Origin of the sequence: Vibrio sinaloensis (genome assembly GCF_000808535.1) — a bacterium.
Taxonomy (GTDB): Bacteria; Pseudomonadota; Gammaproteobacteria; order Enterobacterales; family Vibrionaceae; genus Vibrio; species Vibrio sinaloensis_D.
In genome coordinates, this window is sequence record NZ_JWLV01000010.1 from 226454 (window position 1) to 244529 (window position 18076).

Below are 18076 nucleotides of genomic sequence, written 5' to 3' on the forward strand. Positions count from 1 at the left end.
CTATGTAAATAGACAGTTAACGCTGCCACCATTGAAAAGGATAGTTACTGATACTATGGATAGTACTTCTCTTGCGTTTCACACTCTCCCGCAGTTAGAGCAAAAATTAGAAAGCATCCCTTCCGTTTACCAAAGCCCTTTGATTCAACTTTTTTCGGCTCAGCCCAAAGAAGAGGTGTTGACTTTCTATACTGCAATTAAGCAGCGTTGGCCAAACGCAACTGTGATTGGCAGCAGCGCCGTGTCGACGATAGAGCAAGGGAATATCAATAAAGGCGATTCATTGCTGGTGCTCACTCAGTTTGAACAAGCAACCTTTACGACCGCGAGCGCAAGCTTTGTGGCGAGTAGCCGCCAAGCGTCTGAACAACTGTACGAAGGGCTCTCTATCGGCTTGGACACCAAAATGATCATATGTTTTGGTGACAGGATGTCATCAAGCGACAAGGCTCTGTTTAGTGCCTTTTCCCATGATACCGTCCCTGTTGTTGGCGGCGCGACCGTTATAACAACCAATGGCCGTTGGGCGTTTTTAGATGGGGAGTTTCACGAGTCTAGTCTCGTTGCGGTTGCTATTAACGCGCCTCAGTTACAGGTTTGGCAAAAATCGTACAATGAGTGGAATCCGGTCGGGCAAACATTTATCGTCACCCAAGCGCAGGGATCCCGAGTCCTTACCTTAAATGATGAGCCGATTGGGCAAATCTATCGCCGTTATCTTGCTGATGGTAATGACTTTTCCCCTGAGATGTTGCATGGCTTCCCGATGATGAAAGGGGAGCAAAAAGCACAAGATATCTATACGCCTGTGTCACTTGCAGAAGACCTTAGTATTGAATTTGATAAACCACTCAACATCGGTGATAAAGTCCGCTTTTGTTATGACCATCCGGAGCTTACTATCCAGCAGGTACAGCAGGGCGCGTATCACTTAGTTAACTTTCAGCCAGACAATATTTTTATTTACAACTGCACATCGCGCTTGGACTTTATTGAGGGAAATTCTGAGCTGCTTCCACTTCAGTCGGTTGCCGACAGCTTTGGCTTCTATTGCATGGGGGAGCTGTTTAAAGAAGAGTGTACTCAATCGATTCTTCATCACAGCATGACATTGGTTGCAATGAGGGAAGGAGAAGCGACCTCGGCTGCGCCGCAACCTGAGTTTCAACTGACTTCACCGGTTTCTCCACTGTTTTCCATGATACGTAACTCGTTTATCGATTTGGAAATTGATAACCAATTGATGCAGAAAAAGGTCGATAGCCAAGCCCGCGCACTCATGACCAGCTACCGTACTGACCGTCGTACAGGCTTGCCAAACCGAGCGGTGCTACTGGAAGACATTGCGGGCATGGAGTTGGATGACTGCCTCTTTAATATCAAAATTAACAACTTAACTGATATCAACGAGAAGTATGGCTATTCGGTGGGGGACAATGTTTTAGTATTGTTGACCTCATTTTTGAAAAGCCAAATGGCAGAGTTCTTACCTAAAGAGACCAAACTCTACGCGATTGGTGTTGGTGAGTGGGCGACGATTTTTTCCAAGACGCTAGCCGCGAGAGACATTCGCGAAGAGTTCGAAGCGTTTATTGAGAAAATCGAGTCGTTCGATTTCAACGACCTGTCGTTTCTTGATAGCACTCACCTTGTTATTTCAGTGACTGCGGGGATCGCTGAGAAGAAAGAGTTTTTAACCTGCTCAGCCGATTCATTGTTGTTCAAAACGATTGAAGCTCGGCGATGGGCAACGAAAAACAACCGTTATCTTTGTGATGCTCGTGATCTCGTTCAGCAAGAACATAAACGAAAAGAATCACTGGAGCGATTGTCGGTCGCCAATCACGCCATCATTCATCAAAATGTTGTCCCTTACGGGCAGCCGATCTATGACGCAAAAACGCGAGACATCGTGAGTTATGAGTGTCTCGCGAGGCTGACCCACGGTGATGAAGTGTTGCCGCCAGGGTATTTTCTTCCCTTGGTGCAAGGCACACGCTTGTACACCAAATTTAGCCAGCAAATGATAGCAAGCAGTTTTGCTGCAATGTCATCTCGCCAAGATCATTTTACCTTGAACCTATCGCCACAAGACATGCTAGACGACAATACGTTAGCGCTTTTAGAGCAGCATATTCTCGCGTTGAAGCAACCAAGTCGCGTGGGCATTGAAATCGTAGAGTCAGAGCAGATCAGCGATTTCTCGCAAATGATTGATGTGTGTAACCACTTTCGAAAACTAGGCGTCAAAATCATAGTGGATGACTTTGGCTCAGGATACTCCAACTTGGATGAAATCGTTCAACTGCAACCCGACATTATCAAGCTCGATGGCAGCTTAATTCGCCAAATTGACCATGATAAAAAACAACGCAAAATAACGTCTCAGTTGATAAGACTGTGTCAGGTTTTTGAAGCAAAAACGGTGGCGGAGTTTATCCACAATCAAGCAGTGTGTGAAATAGCCACAGAGATGGGGGTCGATTACTTGCAAGGGTTTTACCTAGGCGAGCCAAAGCCATTGGACTAGATAACCTGTCAAATAAAGAGAAGTGCACATTCGGTGACTAAGCGAAAGTGCACTTCAAGGGGCGTGGTGATGGTGAGTCACCACCTTTTTTTACACCTTAGCTGGCGAGCGCTTTCTTCATTTGTTCCGCCACTTTATCGACTTTTCCAAGTCCGACGATAACCTGAAGGCCACCTTTGCCAATCGGTACCACACCGGCAGCACCGAGCTGTTTAAGTTTTTCACTGTCTGCTGCTGAGGAATCTTTAACACTCAGTCTTAAGCGTGTGATGCAGTTATCTACCTCGAGAATATTGTCCGCGCCACCAATGGCTTGGATGTAATCTTTGGCTAACTCAGAGACATCTTCATTCGCTTCCTTCTCCATATCTTCACCACGACCTGGTGTTTTTAAGTTGAACTTGATGATAGCGAAACGGAAGACCGAGTAGTAAATGATAAAGAACGCAGCACCTTGAAGCAGTAGCATGTACCACTGGGTTGCAAGTGGGTTCTGGCTAGAGAGCACCATATCAACAAAACCTGCAGAGAAGCCGAAGCCTGCCATCCACTCCATACTTGCAGCAATGTAGAGCGATAGACCAGTCAGTACCGCGTGAATTAGGAACAATACAGGGGCAAGGAACATGAAGCTAAACTCTAGCGGCTCTGTGATACCGGTAAAGAAAGAAGCCATGGCTGCCGCGATCATGATTGCGAATACTTGATTCTTGTTTTTGGCATCAGAGCAGTGGTACATCGCAAGAGCTGCTGCGGGCAAACCAAACATCATGATTGGGAAGAAGCCAGCTTGGTACATACCTGTTTTACCCGGAATACCGGTACCATTAGCGATAGATTGAGCGCCGCCAAGGAAGTTAGGGATATCATTAATGCCAACAACATCAAACCAAAATACTGGGTAAAGTGCGTGATGCATACCAACTGATAAGAACAGGCGGTTAAAGAAGCCAAATAGACCGGCGCCAACGGCACCCATACTCTCAAGTTTGATACCAAATTGGATCAATGCATCATAAACGGCTGGCCACACGTAGAGTAGAACGAAAGACAGTACCATACCCGCGAGAGACGTTAAGATCGGTACTAAGCGTTTGCCACTGAAGAATGCCAATGCCTGAGGCAGTTCAACGGTAGAGTAGCGGTTATAAATCTCAGCAGAAATAATACCAATGATGATGCCAATAAACTGGTTGCTAATTTTACTAAACGCGGCAGGAACTTCATCTGCTCCTGTTCCCATTAGCTGGGCAACAGACCCTGGCGCAAGGAGAGTGGTGACGACTAAGAACATGACGAAGCCAGATAAAGCCGCTGAACCATTTTTATCGCGACTTAGTCCAAAAGCGACACCAACGGCGAACAGCACTGCCATGTTGTCGATAATGGCGCCGCCAGATTTAATTAGAAAGGCTGCTAAAATATTTTCTGAGCCCCAACCCACAGGGTCAAGCCAGTAGCCAACCCCCATTAGAATTGCAGCGGCAGGTAGCGTTGCCACTGGAACCATCAGTGCTTTACCTACTTTTTGCATATATCCAAGTATATTCATGTATACCCCTAAGTTTATCTATTAAAAATTTTGATTCGATTGAGTATCAATAGTTAGTCGTCTAGTGATTTAGCTCGTAAATCAGATATATGGGGCTATTAGAATCTTAATTTGTGGTGCAAACAAACGAATTGGCTAGTAGTATGAATTAAAAATTTTAATGCATAACGACGATGGCAAATCAACAAGCACTATTAAGAAACTTGCATACCTTTAATGTTGCGGCTCAAAGGTTAAGTTTTACCGTGGCAGCGAAGGAACTTCATCTAACTCAAGGCGCAGTGAGTCATAGGATCAAAGTGTTGGAATCTGAGCTGGGATTCAACTTATTTGTTAGAGGTACAAGAACGTTAGAACTTACGGCAGAAGGGGAGCGATTCCAAAAAACGTTATCAAAGTCATTAAGTGCTATTTTTGGCGAAATCGAAGATATCAACAGTACCGAGCTTCATGGCAAGATCAACGTTGGGACAAGTCCAGCTTTTGCTAACAGTTGGCTACTGCCGAGAATTTCCGATTTCAAACGACGTTATCCCAGATTTAATCTCAATATTTTTGCCCAAGAGTCACAAGACTTTCATAAAAACCATTTGGACGTGGCGATTTATTACGGCGACACCGAATTAAAGGATATGTATCGCAAGCGTTTGTTTGGCGAGAAGTACATTCCGGTCTGTACGCCTCGTTATGCAAAAGAGGTTGGGGCTTTTGATGACGGTTTAGAGTCGTTACATCGTGTCAACTTTATTCATGCACTAGAATCGGACGTATGGCAGCGCTGGATAAAGCACCACGGTATTGAAGTGAACTTATTTAAACAATTTTACTGTGTTAGCCATCGAGACATGGGAGTACAAAGTGCACTCCACGATGTGGGGGTAGCAATGGGACGCTATCAATTTGTTAAACAGTATCTAGAGACGGGGGAGCTTGTTTCGCCTTATCCTAGTATGGAAACAGAGATGAGCTACGAGGTGCTTTGTCCTATGGGGGCTGATAAGCGTCCTAAAGTTGACACATTCATTAGGTGGTTGGACACTCAACTTAGTTAATTTAGCAATTTCATAGTCCAAATGTGCATTTAGCAAACATATAGCGTTAATTCATAATAAACAGCGTTAAGTTAGATTATGGATATAAAGGATTATGAAAACGTTATTGGTCATTGCAGTGTTGCTGCAGATTGTGGTGGCGATACAGAGCGAAGGCTTGATACGCGCGTTAGCTGAGCTGAGCGCGTTTCTGTTAGTGGCTGCGATGGTTCTGAGCCATCGGCAGCAAAAACATACGAAATTCCGTCTAGGGGTTGATTGAGTCTAGAACAAGGTCAACCACGCGAGTGATGTCGTGGAAATAATCACCCAAAGGGACACACCAAACATTAACGGTTTTGGACCTGCTGCTTTCAACTTTTCCACCGAAATACCACACCCAATCAGGAATAAACACACCACTAAGGCGCGTTTTGAAACGTCAAAGATGCCTTGAAACAGCCAATCAAAGCTTGGAATCAAATCGCTGACGGCGATGGCAACGCAATAGAATAAGATGAAGTATGGAACGGTAATCTTCTTCGAGTCGCTGCGAAACAAAAACGCACTGAACAAGGCGACGGGAATGATCCACAGGGCACGAGCTAATTTGAGCGTTGTAGCTGTGGTTAATGCTTCTTCACCGTAGGCAGATGCTGCGCCGACAACTGAAGAAGTATCATGAATGGCAATCGCTGCCCATGTGCCGAAAGTATGTTGATCTAAGTTGAGCGCATGACCAATGACGGGAAAGACAAATAAGGCAATGGAGTTTAGGACAAACACAGTTGCAAGCGCTAAGCCGATTTGTTCGTCATCAGCCTTGATGGCGGGTGAGACTGCAGCAATGGCACTTCCTCCACATATTGCTGTTCCTGCAGAAATTAAATAGCCCGTTTTTCTGTTCAGACCAATCCATTTGGTGACGGCCCAGCCTAAGGCTAGCGTGCCGACAATGGTTGCGATGATTAGCCCGATCCCATCCGATGTCACTGCTAAGGCTTGATCAAAGTTGATACCAAAGCCCAAGCCGACGATTGAATAAGCGAGGAGCTTCTTAGTGACTTTAGCCAGATTAAACTGACCTGGAACAAGACCAAGAGAAGCTAGTAAAAAACCAATCACCAATGCGGTAGGCGACGTGATGAAGGGGGTTAAGCAAATTGCCAGAGAAAGCCAAAAAACAGACTGTTTAGTTACGTTATTCATGGTAGGGACAGGGACAAAACTCAGACGGCAAGTGTATCAACTTGTTTTTGGTAAGTAGAGTTGAATGTTTTGAACAAGCGTTCAGTCAAACTGAACGCTTGTCTGTTATTGCCAATCACCGCGAAGTTTAGCGACACGATCGTGCATTACGGAAGTTGTTGCATCTGCCGGTTGTACAGGCGTACCGGCTTCGATTTCAATTCGAGACCAGAAACGGGTAGGGAGCCCTTTGAATGCTCTTCCCTTGGAGCGGCTAAAGTAGCTTCCCCAAAGCCCTTTTAACGCCATAGGAATGACAGGAACAGGGCTGCGTCTTAGTATTAAATCCATTCCACGCATAAACTCATTCATCTCGCCGTCTGACGTCAATCGCCCTTCAGGGAAAATACAAACAATGTGACCTTCCGAGAGCGCTTGCTCTACCTCATCAAAAGCGCGACGAATAGACGTACGATTTGTAGCAGAGATAGGAATCACGCCTGCTCGTTTTAAGAAGCGCCTTAAAGGGGGAAGGCTTGCATACTCTTCTTCCATCACGAAGCGAATTAAACGAGGGCAAACCGCACTGAGCAAAAGAGCATCCATGTAACTGACGTGGTTACATACAATCAGCGCGCCGCCCTTCTCTGGCAAATGGTGAAGGTTTTTGTGATTTACTCGATACATCGAGTGCGTCAGGATCCACACTAAGAAACGCACAACAAATATAGGGACCTGCATGAACAGGTAGACAGCAACCAGTAGGTTCATCACCGCGAGCAGCGTAAATAGCTGAGGAATCGTCATGTCCAGTACTGTCAGACAGACAATACCAAGCACGGCACTACCTACCATGAACAACGAATTATAGATGTTCAGCGCCGCGATGACTTGAGCTCGCTGATTCACTTTTGCCCGTTGTTGCATTAGTGCGTAAAGAGGGACGATAAACACGCCACCAGAAGCGCCGAGCAACAGCAAGTAAGCAAACAGCGGCCACAACTCTTGATAGCTAACAAATTGGGAAAACGATTCGAATTCAGGGAGGTAGCTAGGGATGGACGTCGCCATCAAAGCACCAAAGATTGTAATACCCAGGCTTCCGATGGGTACGATGCCAACTTCAATACGGTGATTGGAAAGTTTGTCGCATGCTAATGAACCGACCGCAATACCAACAGAAAAGAGTGCAAGTAAAAATGAAACGGCGCTCTCGTTTCCATTTAGGTAAATTTTGGTGAAGTTAGGAAACTGTGTCAGGTAAGCCGCGCCAAGGAACCAAAACCAGCTGATGGCCATTAAAGCAAGGAAAATGGTTTTGTCTGCTTTGGCAATCGCGATGGTTTGTTTCGTCTGTTTGATGGGTTGCCACTTAAACGACAAGTCAGGCGCACTTGCGGGGGCTTCTGGAATGGAGCGACTGGCAATGTAGCCAAACACGGCGCATAGCACGACGGCGCCAGCGGCGATGTACTTGGCGTTTTCAGCAGAAGCAATCACACCAGCCCCCAATGTTCCAAGTAGGATCGCTAAGAATGTACCTGTTTCAACAAGCGCATTACCCGGAACCAGTTCATTGGCTTTTAATTGCTGAGGAAGTAATGCGTATTTGACAGGACCAAAGAAGGCGGACTGAGTCCCCATCAAAAACAGTAGTATCAAAAGAATGACGTAACTTTCGGTGATAAAACCAATCGCTCCAAGGCACATGATGCCTATTTCAGCGAGTTTCACTTTTCGAATAAACCAAGACTTTTCATATTTGTCCGCAAGGACGCCCGCAGAGGCAGAAAATAGAAAAAACGGCAGGATGAAGAGACCAGCTGCAAGGTTGATGAAGAGGTTACTTGAAATTGGCAGCGCACCGACACCAGCAAAAGCAACAAACAGCAACAACACATTTTTAAAAATGTTGTCATTAAATGCGCCAAAAAACTGGGTAATGAAATAGGGCAGAAATCGTTTCTGCCCTAACAAAGAGGTTTGGTTGTTCGACATGTGTGCCTGATTCCTTTAGGGCTTAATCACCAATTAACAAGGTAATTGGTCAGTAGATTGTCGATAAGTTCTTTACCATCGATTGGGTCTGCGGCGAAAAACTTGTCATCAACGCTTAAGAGCGTGATTCCATGCACACCAGACCATAATACGCGACTAGCTTTGAGAACTTCATCTTCACTGCGCTCTGGTGCCAGCACTCTAAGTAAGTGTTCGAGCATCCCTGTCATGCTATCGATACGTTGAGATTGCCATTCGGGCAACGCCTCACCATTCATATTGTGCTCGAATATTAGCTGCCATCGATGAGGGTGCTTTTGCGCAAAATCGTGATAACAATACGCCAATTGGTAGAGTGCTGTTTTGTGGTCAACACTGCCGCCGACGACATTTTTTGCCTCTTCCGACAACTCGTCTAGCGTTTGAGCGACAACGTGAAGCAACAACAAATTATAGTTACCAAAAACATTGACTAGCGTACTCGGTACATAGCCGATCATGTTTGCTATTTTACGCAGACTTAGCTCGTGGTAGGAGTTTTGTTCCAAAAAGTCCTTCACAGTATCGAGAGTGAGTGCGATAAGTTGCTCGCGAGTATGATCGTTGCGTCGTGCCATGGTAATTACAGTAAAATGAACAATGTTCGATATTCTAATGAGCCACACCCTGTAGCGTCAACTAACAGAAGGCAAATTTGCAATATTCTGATACATGTGTGGCGGAGTATTTAGTTTGCTTCTTTCTAACCAACCCTTATTATAACAAGATAACTACAAACTCTTATCTTGAAAGAACCCGAAAGGATAACTATGAAACGTTTGTTTTCTCTTGTTGCTCTACTGATGGTTTCTGTGGCAATTACGCCAATCGCAGAAGCTAAAAAGTTTGGTGGTGGTAAGTCTTTTGGCAAAAGCTATAAAACTGCTCCTGCGCCTAAACAGCAGCAACAAAACACCAACACGGTTGGTAAAGACCAAACCACTAAAACTCAAAGCTCAAGCAAAAAAGGTCTAATGGGCGGCTTGCTGGGTGGTTTATTGGCTGGTGGTCTGCTCGCAGCTTTCTTTGGCGGTGCGTTTGAAGGTATCCAGTTTATGGATATTCTCATTATCGGTCTGATCGCCTTTGTCATCTTTAAGTTGATGCGCGGCATGCTCGGAGCCAAACAAGGCAGCATGAATCAGCAGCGTCAACAGCCAGCATTCGGCGGCTCTGCGCCTAAGTTCGAGCAGCCTAATGTACACAACTTCGAGCAACCTCAACAACCGGGTTCTCAAGGTGGTTTTGGCTTTGGTTCGCAAACCGATGTGCCGCACAACTACCCACCGGGTTTTGACCATGCAGCGTTTATCAACGGATCTCGTGAGCACTACCGTATCCTGCAAGGTGCTTGGAACCACAATCAGTTGGACACAATCGAAGAGTACGTTTCTCCAAGTTTGTTCGCGGATCTAAAATCAGAGCGAGCGAAACTTGAGGGCGAGCAACATACTGATGTTATGTATGTTGATGCAGAAATTGTTCGTGCCGATTACGATGCTTCGAAAGCACAGCTCAGCCTTCAATTTAGTGGTCGTTACCGTGATGCCGTCGAAGGCATTGAAGAAGATATCACTGATATCTGGCACTTGGAGCGTGATCTTACTACGCCGAATGCGCCATGGTTGATCGTTGGCATTCAAGGCTAACATTGACTGATAACGGCAACGCCCGAGCTTTTCGCTTGGGCGTTTTTGTTTGTAGCCTAAGCTGAGCAATTTTAGGCATGGGTAATTTAGATTGTTCAGTGGAGCGATTACTTGGTAGTATTTTTACACACCAACAATCATAACAAGGGTAGTAAAGTGGCTGAATTTAAATACAAAAACCTGTCTCAAGAAGAACAAGATAAGCTAGACGCCGCGACATTTCGTCGCTTGTTGGCACACCTTGATGAAAATAAAGATGTGCAAAATATCGACCTGATGATTCTTGCGGGTTTCTGCCGTAATTGCTTTAGCAAATGGTACAAAGCAGAAGCGGATAATCAAGGTCTTGATTTGGATATTGATGACGCGCGTGAACGTGTTTACGGCATGACTTACGATGAGTGGAAACAAAATCATCAACCGAAAGCAACGCCAGAGCAGCTTGCAGCCTTCGAAGCTCGTCAGAAGAAGTAACGTTTCTTAGAGTACAAATAATAAAAAAACAGCCCGCTAAGTGAGTGGGCTGTTTCTGTATGTGGAGTCTGATTTTATTCAGTGATTGGACCGCAGCATGCAGCTTCAACGCAGCCTTTCGACTGAATAATTTCAAGTTGTGCTAGGTAAGGCTGAATGTCGCCAATGTTCTCTTTTACCCATTGTGCATTGTAGTAAGTGTCTAGGTAGCGTTCACCAGAGTCACATAACAACGTTACGATTGATCCTGTTTCACCTCGTTGCTTCATTTCACATGCAAGCTGAAGAACCCCGTATAAGTTAGTACCTGTTGATGCACCGACTTTACGGCCGATCAAGCCAGACAACCAATGGGCAGTTGCAACGCTTGCAGCATCGGGGATTTTGCGCATTTCATCGACCACACCAGCTATAAAACTAGGCTCGACACGAGGACGACCGATCCCCTCAATTTTGCTGCCGTTTTCGCCTTTAAGCTCTGCGTTTCCAGAATTGAAATAATCAAAGAAAACGGAGTTCTCTGGGTCAACGACACACAGTTTTGTATCGTATTTTTGATAGCGGATAAAGCGGCCAATGGTAGCAGAGGTTCCCCCTGTGCCAGGGCTCATGACAACCCAACTTGGGATTGGGTGATCTTCGAGCTTCATTTGGCTAAAGATGGAGTTGGCAATATTGTTGTTCCCACGCCAGTCTGTTGCGCGCTCGGCGTAGGTGAATTGATCCATATAGTGACCGTTTAACTCTTTCGCTAAGCGACGAGATTCATCATATATTTGGTCTGAACGGTCAACCAGGTGCGCCTTACCACCGTAAAATTCGATCTGTTCTATTTTCTTGCGAGCAGTGCATTTGGGCATGACCGCGACAAAAGGCAAACCAAGCAATCGTGCAAAGTAAGCTTCAGACACCGCAGTGCTGCCTGAAGATGCTTCAATGACTGTTGTTTCAGGACCAACCCATCCGTTACAAATCGCATAAAGAAACAGCGAACGAGCCAATCTATGTTTGAGCGAACCTGTTGGGTGGGTACTTTCATCTTTGAGATAGATGTCGATGCCTTCAAGCGACGGCAGTTCGAGCTTGAAAAGGTGAGTGTCTGCTGAACGTTGAAAATCAGCTTCGATTTTTCGTACTGCGTTGTTAATCCAGTTGTGGTCTGTACACATAACTTGATTCCTCGAAAATCGTAGGGTAGTTGTTTTTATCTATGGCAATAATCTACCTCTAAGAAGAGAGAAAAACTTTGCTATTATTGTTTTTAAAATGTCTTATTGGAGAATTATTTTCTCCCAATCTGGTAATTTGCAAAATGAATTTAGACAAGATAGATACGCAGATCCTTTCGTTGCTTCAATCCGACGGCACGCTCTCTCTCAATGAGTTAGCAGAGCACGTGAATCTGACGACAACTCCGTGTTGGAAACGGTTGAAAAAACTAGAAGATGAGGGCTACATAGAGAAGCGAGTCGCGTTGCTGAATGCCGAAAAGCTCGACTTATCATTTATTGCCTTCGTACAACTGAAGACGAGTGACCATTCACACGAGTGGTACCACAATTTTGTTACCACCGTCAGCGAATTTCCTGAAGTGATGGAGTTTTATCGTATGGCTGGTGAATACGATTACATGATGAAAGTCTTGGTGAAAGATATGAAGTGCTTTGATGAGTTTTATAAGCGAATGGTCAATAGTGTGAAAGGGTTATCGAATGTGACTTCCACTTTTGCTATGGAACCCATCAAATATACGACCGCTTTGCCGATTTAGACACCGTCAAAAGGTTAAGGAGTGACGCATCACTCCTTACATTTTTATTGAGTAAAGCGCATTACGCCTTCTTGTACTGCGGTGGCAACGAGGTGACCCTCTCGATTGTAGATTTCACCACGCACTAAGCCGCGAGTATTGCTTGCCGTTGGGCTTTCGATGACGTAAAGCAGCCACTCATCCATTTTGAACGGTCGGTGGAACCAGATAGAGTGGTCAATGGTTGCAACCTGAAAGTTTGGTGTCATCAAAGAGACCCCGTGCGGGTGCAGTGCAGTAACCAAGAATCCCCAATCAGACGCATAACCAAGCAAGTATTGATGAATCAACTGATTATCAGGCATCTCACCATTTGCCCGAATCCACAAGTACTGTTTTGGTTCCACTTTTTTAGGGTTGAGTGGGTTAACGACTGTGACAGGCCGCATTTCAATAGGCTTCTCGCCACAGAAGGCTTTCTTGATTTTTTCAGGCAAGTACTCTTCGATTCGTGCCGCTAACTCGGATTCCGACGCAAAATTCTCCGGCCCTGGAATGTCTGGCATGCTATTTTGGTGCTCGAAGCCCGGCGCTTCACCGTGATAGGAGGCGGTAAGATAAAAAATAGGGCGCCCATTTTGAATTGCTTTTACTCGTCGTGTACTGAAGCTTTTACCATCACGAAGGTTTTCCACATCATAGATAATTGGCTTTTCAGGATCTCCAGGATAGAGAAAATAGCTGTGGAACGAGTGTACGGTGCGCTCTGGCTCGACCGTGTAGCGAGCGGCTGATAACGCTTGGCCGATCACCTGCCCCCCATATACCTGAGGCAGTCCTAAGTTTTCACTTTGGCCACGAAAAAGACCTTCTTCTAGTTTTTCTAACTGCAACAAATTGAGCAGTTCGTTCAACGGTTTACTCATACGTTGGCCCTTATTGTTCATGATACCTAACATTTTATGCAATAAGTGATCGTAGAAACAACTGTTTGAGTTAATTGTCAGCAAGAACCAAGTTGCGTAAAGAATCTGTCAACTGACGAGCGATAGTAATGACAGTTAGATAAACCCTACCTATAATCTGCGTGAATTTACCTTCAGGAGAGGCTTTAATGAAAAAAGCACTATTTGCAATAATGTCAGTGGTTCTAGGCGTGGTTTTGGTTGGGTGTCAGTCACCGAGTGAAGAGGTAGAGCAAGCGCAGATTCAATCGATTACAGGTACAGTCGCTTACCGAGAGCGAATTGCTTTGCCGGGCGATGCATTGGTAACGGTGACACTTCAAGATGTCTCTCTTGCGGATGCACCCGCGAAAGTAATCGCTAAACACCGTTTTGAAACAAATGGCGCGCAAGTTCCTTTTGCATTTGATTTGGCGTATGACAGTGCAAAGATTGACCCAAGACACAGATACAGCGTAAGCGCTCGTATTGAAGTGAATGGTCAACTTCGTTTTATCACGGATACCTCTTACCCAGTGATCACAGATGAAGCTAACAGCGACAACGTTGCGTTGATGCTCATCGGAGTCAACTAATCCGAATTTATTGATGGTAGCGTTATGGCTGCCATCGATAGACCTTCAAGCTCACCTTTCCATCATTCGTTACGTCGACTCCGTCTTCTATCAAGGCATTACGTTGACGAACCAAGTCCTCTCCTTTTAATGAGATTCTTCCTTGGCTGTTAATTACTCGATGCCATGGGAGCTTACTTCCAGTTGGGAGTTTATTTAGGGCTTTGCCAACATGGCGTGCATAGCCAGGATAACCTGCCAGTTTTGCGACCTCACCGTAAGTTGTTACTTTCCCACATGGAATTTGGTGAATTACTGCAAAGATTTGCATCAGAAATTGGTCCATAATCTTTAAGTCCTAGTTCAGTTTTCCAAGGAATGGAGTAAGGAGAGGGCATGGTATTTTCTACTTTTCAGTTCTTAATAACAACTTTGTTAGCGATTGTCTGTGCACGTGCGATCAGTTTAAGTGAAGGCGATATTCCTGTTTTAGCTTTACTCATTCCCGCGCTCTGGATTTTACCTCAAGGTGGTGTCTCTGGTTTAGTGTTAATGGCCGCGATGACCACTTATGGGCTAACACTTCCTCATCAACCTATCGCCCTGTCTGTTAGCGTTTGGGTGCTATTCCCGTTACTTATGGTTGTATTCTCAAAACGAAGCAGCATTGGTGTTGTGTTGACCGCTGCTCTCATCGTTTTGACGCTTCAAGTCGGCATTATGGTGACACAAGCATCGGGTAAACTGGCTGGCGAGGCCATCGTGACTGTTGTTCAAACACTGTCGGTGATTGCAACATGGTGGGCTGCTGCACATTGGAGTCGCTCGACAACCCATCGCTGGTGGGCGCTTTTCCTCGTCTTCCCAATGTGGATTGCCGGGCTTCCCTATGCGGCGCTGTTAGCGCTTTGCGTCACTGGCATCATGGCATCAATGGAGAGCCTCTCGCGACTTAAGTCCTTCAAGTGGACCAAATTATTATGCTGGACGTTACCAACGGTTGGTTTCGCGGCTTTAGTTGTGTCTCCCAACATCGATGTTCCTAACCCTGTTTTTGTTGTCTGGCTTTGCTTATTGGGCACCGCATGGATGACAGATTATATTTTACGCAGTGCGGAAGAAGAGTCAGGCATATAAATAGTCAATTATGGCTCCCATTATATGCAGTTGGCATATTCACTTATGTGTGTCAGAATTGCGCATTATTTGCTCACCTTAACAAGTGATGTAAAAACTTAACATTTCAAGTGGTTCATTGTTCACTAATTTCCAACGGAAGGAACAACAGTGTTTGAACGTTTGTTATTTTTTCCATCATATAGGCAGAGTCGTGTAGAAATCATAATTATTCAGGTAGGATTCGGCTAGGATGGCTTACTTTTGGCGCGTGTGGTGCATATGTTGTTTTGTGATGTATGCGCACTCGGCGGTAGCGAGTACGAAATATAAAGTGGCGATGGAAGCGGACGATGTTGTGACTCGTATTCTATTTGATGCCATTTCAGATAAATTTGGACTTAACGTCGAATACGTCTATTACCCAAGTTTTAGCGCGATACTCAACGCAGTAAAGACGTCGGATGCTGATTTCGCCGCAAATGTGACCTTCACCGACGAGAGAGCACGTGATTTTGAATTTACTAGCCCAACCAACATAGAGTACACGTATCTCTACAGTCTAATTAATGCCGATCTAGAGCAGGTCAGTATAGTAGGCGTGCCCGCCGGAACGATATACAAACAACTGATAGCAGCGAACTATCCATCCATTGAACTGATCGAATACACCGGCCATGAACATGCGAAGTCTTTAATTGAGTCTCACCAAGTTGATGGTGTGGTTGATGCAATTAATCAACTCAAGCCAATGCTGCTTGCTGGATTCGACGCTCAACTTCTAAATCATCAGTTGATGATCAAACCTGTCTCAATTATCTCGCCGAAAAACACGCACATGCCTCTGCTGACGAAAATTGAAGATTATGTACATAGCGCCGAGGTACAAAAACAACTAAGAGAAGCGGTAAAACAGTACCAATTTGACCTCCGAAGGCAGGCACTCCGTCAATCCGTCATCGACAGCAATATCAACTACCAGAAGCCCCTTAGAGTCAAAATCGAGGATATTGGTCAGTTCGCGAGCTATCACCCTAATGGAGTTATATCAGGAATCACGGCAGATGTTGTGCAGCAAGCTTGCGCAATTTTAATGCTGTCGTGCGACATTGTAAGTACAAAGGGTGAGTCTTGGGAAAGCATGTACCACGATTTAATTGATCGGAAAATTGATTTGTTGTCTCCGATGGCGATATCGGAGAGTCGCAAAAACATTGCCTACTTCTCTGCTCCCTATTATTTCCCAAAAGCGATCCTAGTGAAAAGGGAAGGGTATAAAGCGGACGTTTACAGCAACGTGTCTGAACTCATCGCGGAACGAATCGGTGTGGTTAGAGACGACTTCTACCAAGAATTACTTTCACAGCGACTACCAAACAAAACACTGCATGCATTTTCGAGCGATGATGAGCTGTTTGATGCATTACTTAATGAGGAAATCGATTATTTGGCGGTGAGTCGCGCCAACTTCAACAAACGATTACGAGATTCTGACTATGTCCTGCCTTTAGTGGAAGAGTCTTTGATCGGCAGCTATTACGAGTCACCGATCGCAATTGGGTTTGCGAAGAATGAGCTCGGTGCTTCTTTAGCCCCTTTGTTTACTCGAGCCCTTAAGATGATAGATGTCGAGAGAATTGTGTCTCAATACGATTATCAACCAAATTGGAAAGCGACACTTCAGGCTGAACAAGCCTTTTCTCGTAAAAGCCAAATTCTATTTATGTTAGTGCTTGGCTTTTTGGTGGTGGTGGCGATGTACTTGCACAGTCAATCAAACACCGACAACTTGACTCGCCTTAAGAATCGTCGAGCGCTGAAGCAAAAGTACCGCAGTGGTGTAAACGGTGATGAAACTCTGATTTATCTCGATGTGAATAAGTTCAAGCAAATCAATGATACCTATGGGCATGAAGTGGGTGATCAAGTACTGCGCTGTGTGAGTGGTCATATTGAACGGTGTTGGCATGGTAGTAGCTACCGTATTGGTGGGGACGAATTCGTTCTGGTTGGAAAAATAGACCCACCTCGTCTTGCCCAGTTAAAACAGAGGTTGAGCACGATTCCATTTGTGTCGCACGACCGAAGCCTTTCGTTTAACGTGTCTTTGGCTTTTGGGGCTTCTGTAGCGGGGCGATCGTTTATGAGTTTACAAGAAGTCATGCACCAAGCCGATCTAGCAATGTATGAGCATAAACATGCGCGTAGTGATTACGTTAAAACGAAAGAGACCCGCTCAAAAGTTGTTTGTTTGAACCAATAGTGGTTACACACTAAGCAGTTGAATCAAAAACACCATTTTTTCGGTGATTCTGCTTGAAATAACATAGGGGATGGCAGATAATCCTCGCACTCCTTAGCACAGCTAAGGAAACAAAATCTATGGAGGCCCTGGTCCTCCCGCAACAATAGCTCGTGAACTCGGTCAGGTCCGGAAGGAAGCAGCCGCAGCGGGTGACTTGTGTGCCGGGATGTGGCTGGGGTCTCCGCCCATCTGAAGCCTGCAATATATGTTCGCATAAATTGCAGGCTTTCTTCATATTTGCACCATAAGTCTTCATAGTCTATTTTTTTGTTGTAGGTTTACAACAAAAGTGATTTTGCTATGTTCGACCAAACCAAGAAGTCATCTCACGTACACAACATCTGTAAGTTCATGAGCTTGAAGAATGACGCAGTTGTTCGCACTCTGTCCATTTTAGAGTTTGATTTCTGTTTTCACCTCGAATATAACGCAGACATCAAAAGCTTTACCTCTCAACCTTTTGGTTTCCACTATCAATTCAATAATCGGAAGTGCCGATATACCCCCGATTTTTTGGCGACAGATCACGATGACCAGTCAACTTTCTTCGAAGTAAAACACTCTAGCCAGATTCTCAAACCTGATTTCAGGGATAGATTTAAAAAGAAACAAAGAGTTGCATTGAATGAATTCAACAGACGTTTAGTTTTAGTTACTGAAAAGCAAATTAGAATGGGACCAACTTTAGATAACTTCAAGCTACTGCACCGATACTCTGGATTGCGTACTGTGACTGAGTTTCAAAAGTTAGTTCTCACGTTTATTCAACATAAGCAAATGGTGAAGCTGGAAGAAGTTTCATTGTATTTCGGATTATCGGAGCAAGATACGCTCATCTCCACCTTGCCTTGGATCTCATCGGGGCAAGTTAAGACAGACCTCAATAGTATTGGCTTTGGCCTCGAAACCTACGTTTGGTGTTAAC

The 18076-nt window shown here is 45.0% G+C and carries 17 protein-coding genes and 1 other RNA gene; 11 read left to right on the forward strand and 7 right to left on the reverse strand.

Annotation, left to right across the window (positions count from 1 at the left end; all coding sequences use genetic code 11):
• The first annotated feature begins 55 nt into the window (after nt 1–55).
• Nucleotides 56–2530, forward strand: coding sequence for an EAL domain-containing protein (locus tag RJ47_RS08390; protein WP_039483146.1), 2475 nt, complete (start codon nt 56–58; stop codon nt 2528–2530).
• Nucleotides 2531–2627: 97 nt separating this feature from the next.
• On the opposite strand, the gene nagE is transcribed toward RJ47_RS08390, so the two are convergent.
• A complete protein-coding gene (nagE, locus tag RJ47_RS08395) occupies nt 2628–4082 on the reverse strand; it encodes an N-acetylglucosamine-specific PTS transporter subunit IIBC (protein WP_039483149.1) in 1455 nt (484 codons plus the stop codon).
• Nucleotides 4083–4255: 173 nt separating this feature from the next.
• Here nagE and RJ47_RS08400 point away from each other — a divergent pair, with 173 nt between their 5' ends.
• Together RJ47_RS08400 and RJ47_RS21415 are read left to right on the forward strand one after the other, a co-directional pair.
• On the forward strand, nt 4256–5134 hold the full coding sequence (locus tag RJ47_RS08400) for a LysR substrate-binding domain-containing protein (RefSeq protein WP_039483152.1): 879 nt from the start codon (nt 4256–4258) through the stop codon (nt 5132–5134).
• A gap of 94 nt (nt 5135–5228) precedes the next feature.
• Nucleotides 5229–5396, forward strand: coding sequence for a hypothetical protein (locus RJ47_RS21415; protein ID WP_005473024.1), 168 nt, complete (start codon nt 5229–5231; stop codon nt 5394–5396).
• Between the two features lie 2 nt (nt 5397–5398).
• Here the strand turns inward: RJ47_RS21415 and RJ47_RS08405 are convergent, their stop codons facing one another.
• The 3 genes from RJ47_RS08405 to RJ47_RS08415 form a co-directional block, all read right to left on the reverse strand.
• Nucleotides 5399–6322, reverse strand: coding sequence for a YeiH family protein (locus tag RJ47_RS08405; RefSeq protein ID WP_039483153.1), 924 nt, complete (start codon nt 6320–6322; stop codon nt 5399–5401).
• 105 nt (nt 6323–6427) lie between these two features.
• Nucleotides 6428–8299 (reverse strand): MFS transporter, encoded by a 1872-nt coding sequence (locus RJ47_RS08410; protein ID WP_039483159.1) that lies wholly within the window; start codon nt 8297–8299, stop codon nt 6428–6430.
• Between the two features lie 26 nt (nt 8300–8325).
• A complete protein-coding gene (locus RJ47_RS08415) occupies nt 8326–8916 on the reverse strand; it encodes a TetR/AcrR family transcriptional regulator (protein ID WP_005473045.1) in 591 nt (196 codons plus the stop codon).
• A 192-nt stretch (nt 8917–9108) separates the two neighbouring features.
• Between RJ47_RS08415 and RJ47_RS08420 the strand changes: the two genes are divergently transcribed.
• Nucleotides 9109–9987 carry a Tim44 domain-containing protein gene (locus RJ47_RS08420; protein WP_039483162.1) on the forward strand — a complete coding sequence of 293 codons (879 nt, stop codon included), beginning with the start codon at nt 9109–9111 and terminating at the stop codon, nt 9985–9987.
• Between the two features lie 156 nt (nt 9988–10143).
• On the forward strand, nt 10144–10461 hold the full coding sequence (locus RJ47_RS08425) for a DUF1244 domain-containing protein (protein ID WP_038134692.1): 318 nt from the start codon (nt 10144–10146) through the stop codon (nt 10459–10461).
• Nucleotides 10462–10535: 74 nt separating this feature from the next.
• Here RJ47_RS08425 and RJ47_RS08430 read toward each other — a convergent pair whose 3' ends face one another.
• Nucleotides 10536–11630: a PLP-dependent cysteine synthase family protein gene (locus RJ47_RS08430; RefSeq protein WP_038134164.1), complete on the reverse strand. Its 1095-nt coding sequence runs from the start codon at nt 11628–11630 to the stop codon at nt 10536–10538.
• Between the two features lie 143 nt (nt 11631–11773).
• Between RJ47_RS08430 and RJ47_RS08435 the strand changes: the two genes are divergently transcribed.
• Nucleotides 11774–12232 carry an Lrp/AsnC family transcriptional regulator gene (locus tag RJ47_RS08435; RefSeq protein WP_038134166.1) on the forward strand — a complete coding sequence of 153 codons (459 nt, stop codon included), beginning with the start codon at nt 11774–11776 and terminating at the stop codon, nt 12230–12232.
• Nucleotides 12233–12276: 44 nt separating this feature from the next.
• Here the strand turns inward: RJ47_RS08435 and tesB are convergent, their stop codons facing one another.
• Nucleotides 12277–13137 carry an acyl-CoA thioesterase II gene (gene tesB / locus RJ47_RS08440; protein ID WP_039483220.1) on the reverse strand — a complete coding sequence of 287 codons (861 nt, stop codon included), beginning with the start codon at nt 13135–13137 and terminating at the stop codon, nt 12277–12279.
• A 188-nt stretch (nt 13138–13325) separates the two neighbouring features.
• Here tesB and RJ47_RS08445 point away from each other — a divergent pair, with 188 nt between their 5' ends.
• Nucleotides 13326–13751 (forward strand): YbaY family lipoprotein, encoded by a 426-nt coding sequence (locus RJ47_RS08445; RefSeq protein ID WP_038134167.1) that lies wholly within the window; start codon nt 13326–13328, stop codon nt 13749–13751.
• A 22-nt stretch (nt 13752–13773) separates the two neighbouring features.
• Here RJ47_RS08445 and RJ47_RS08450 read toward each other — a convergent pair whose 3' ends face one another.
• Nucleotides 13774–14076, reverse strand: coding sequence for an MGMT family protein (locus RJ47_RS08450; protein WP_038134168.1), 303 nt, complete (start codon nt 14074–14076; stop codon nt 13774–13776).
• Nucleotides 14077–14126: 50 nt separating this feature from the next.
• On the opposite strand from RJ47_RS08450, the gene RJ47_RS08455 reads away from it, so the two are divergent.
• The 4 genes from RJ47_RS08455 (at nt 14127) to RJ47_RS08465 (ending at nt 18075) form a co-directional block, all read left to right on the forward strand.
• Nucleotides 14127–14867 (forward strand): hypothetical protein, encoded by a 741-nt coding sequence (locus RJ47_RS08455; RefSeq protein WP_038134170.1) that lies wholly within the window; start codon nt 14127–14129, stop codon nt 14865–14867.
• A gap of 232 nt (nt 14868–15099) precedes the next feature.
• Nucleotides 15100–17109, forward strand: a complete 2010-nt coding sequence (locus RJ47_RS08460) for a GGDEF domain-containing protein (protein WP_039483166.1) — start codon at nt 15100–15102, stop codon at nt 17107–17109.
• Between the two features lie 126 nt (nt 17110–17235).
• Nucleotides 17236–17332, forward strand: an RNA gene (gene ffs / locus RJ47_RS20805) — signal recognition particle sRNA small type.
• A 119-nt stretch (nt 17333–17451) separates the two neighbouring features.
• On the forward strand, nt 17452–18075 hold the full coding sequence (locus tag RJ47_RS08465) for a TnsA endonuclease N-terminal domain-containing protein (protein WP_039483169.1): 624 nt from the start codon (nt 17452–17454) through the stop codon (nt 18073–18075).
• Nucleotide 18076: the final 1 nt, after the last annotated feature.

Coding starts and splice junctions, on each gene's coding strand:
- RJ47_RS08455 (WP_038134170.1), top strand. CDS start 14,127: ATGGTATTTTCTACTTTTCAGTTCTTAATAACAACTTTGTTAGCGATT.
- RJ47_RS08420 (WP_039483162.1), top strand. CDS start 9,109: ATGAAACGTTTGTTTTCTCTTGTTGCTCTACTGATGGTTTCTGTGGCA.
- RJ47_RS08405 (WP_039483153.1), bottom strand. CDS start 6,322: ATGAATAACGTAACTAAACAGTCTGTTTTTTGGCTTTCTCTGGCAATT.
- RJ47_RS08430 (WP_038134164.1), bottom strand. CDS start 11,630: ATGTGTACAGACCACAACTGGATTAACAACGCAGTACGAAAAATCGAA.
- RJ47_RS08465 (WP_039483169.1), top strand. CDS start 17,452: ATGTTCGACCAAACCAAGAAGTCATCTCACGTACACAACATCTGTAAG.
- RJ47_RS21415 (WP_005473024.1), top strand. CDS start 5,229: ATGAAAACGTTATTGGTCATTGCAGTGTTGCTGCAGATTGTGGTGGCG.
- RJ47_RS08410 (WP_039483159.1), bottom strand. CDS start 8,299: ATGTCGAACAACCAAACCTCTTTGTTAGGGCAGAAACGATTTCTGCCC.
- nagE (WP_039483149.1), bottom strand. CDS start 4,082: ATGAATATACTTGGATATATGCAAAAAGTAGGTAAAGCACTGATGGTT.
- RJ47_RS08400 (WP_039483152.1), top strand. CDS start 4,256: ATGGCAAATCAACAAGCACTATTAAGAAACTTGCATACCTTTAATGTT.
- RJ47_RS08415 (WP_005473045.1), bottom strand. CDS start 8,916: ATGGCACGACGCAACGATCATACTCGCGAGCAACTTATCGCACTCACT.
- tesB (WP_039483220.1), bottom strand. CDS start 13,137: ATGAGTAAACCGTTGAACGAACTGCTCAATTTGTTGCAGTTAGAAAAA.
- RJ47_RS08390 (WP_039483146.1), top strand. CDS start 56: ATGGATAGTACTTCTCTTGCGTTTCACACTCTCCCGCAGTTAGAGCAA.
- RJ47_RS08435 (WP_038134166.1), top strand. CDS start 11,774: ATGAATTTAGACAAGATAGATACGCAGATCCTTTCGTTGCTTCAATCC.
- RJ47_RS08445 (WP_038134167.1), top strand. CDS start 13,326: ATGAAAAAAGCACTATTTGCAATAATGTCAGTGGTTCTAGGCGTGGTT.
- RJ47_RS08450 (WP_038134168.1), bottom strand. CDS start 14,076: ATGGACCAATTTCTGATGCAAATCTTTGCAGTAATTCACCAAATTCCA.
- RJ47_RS08460 (WP_039483166.1), top strand. CDS start 15,100: ATGGCTTACTTTTGGCGCGTGTGGTGCATATGTTGTTTTGTGATGTAT.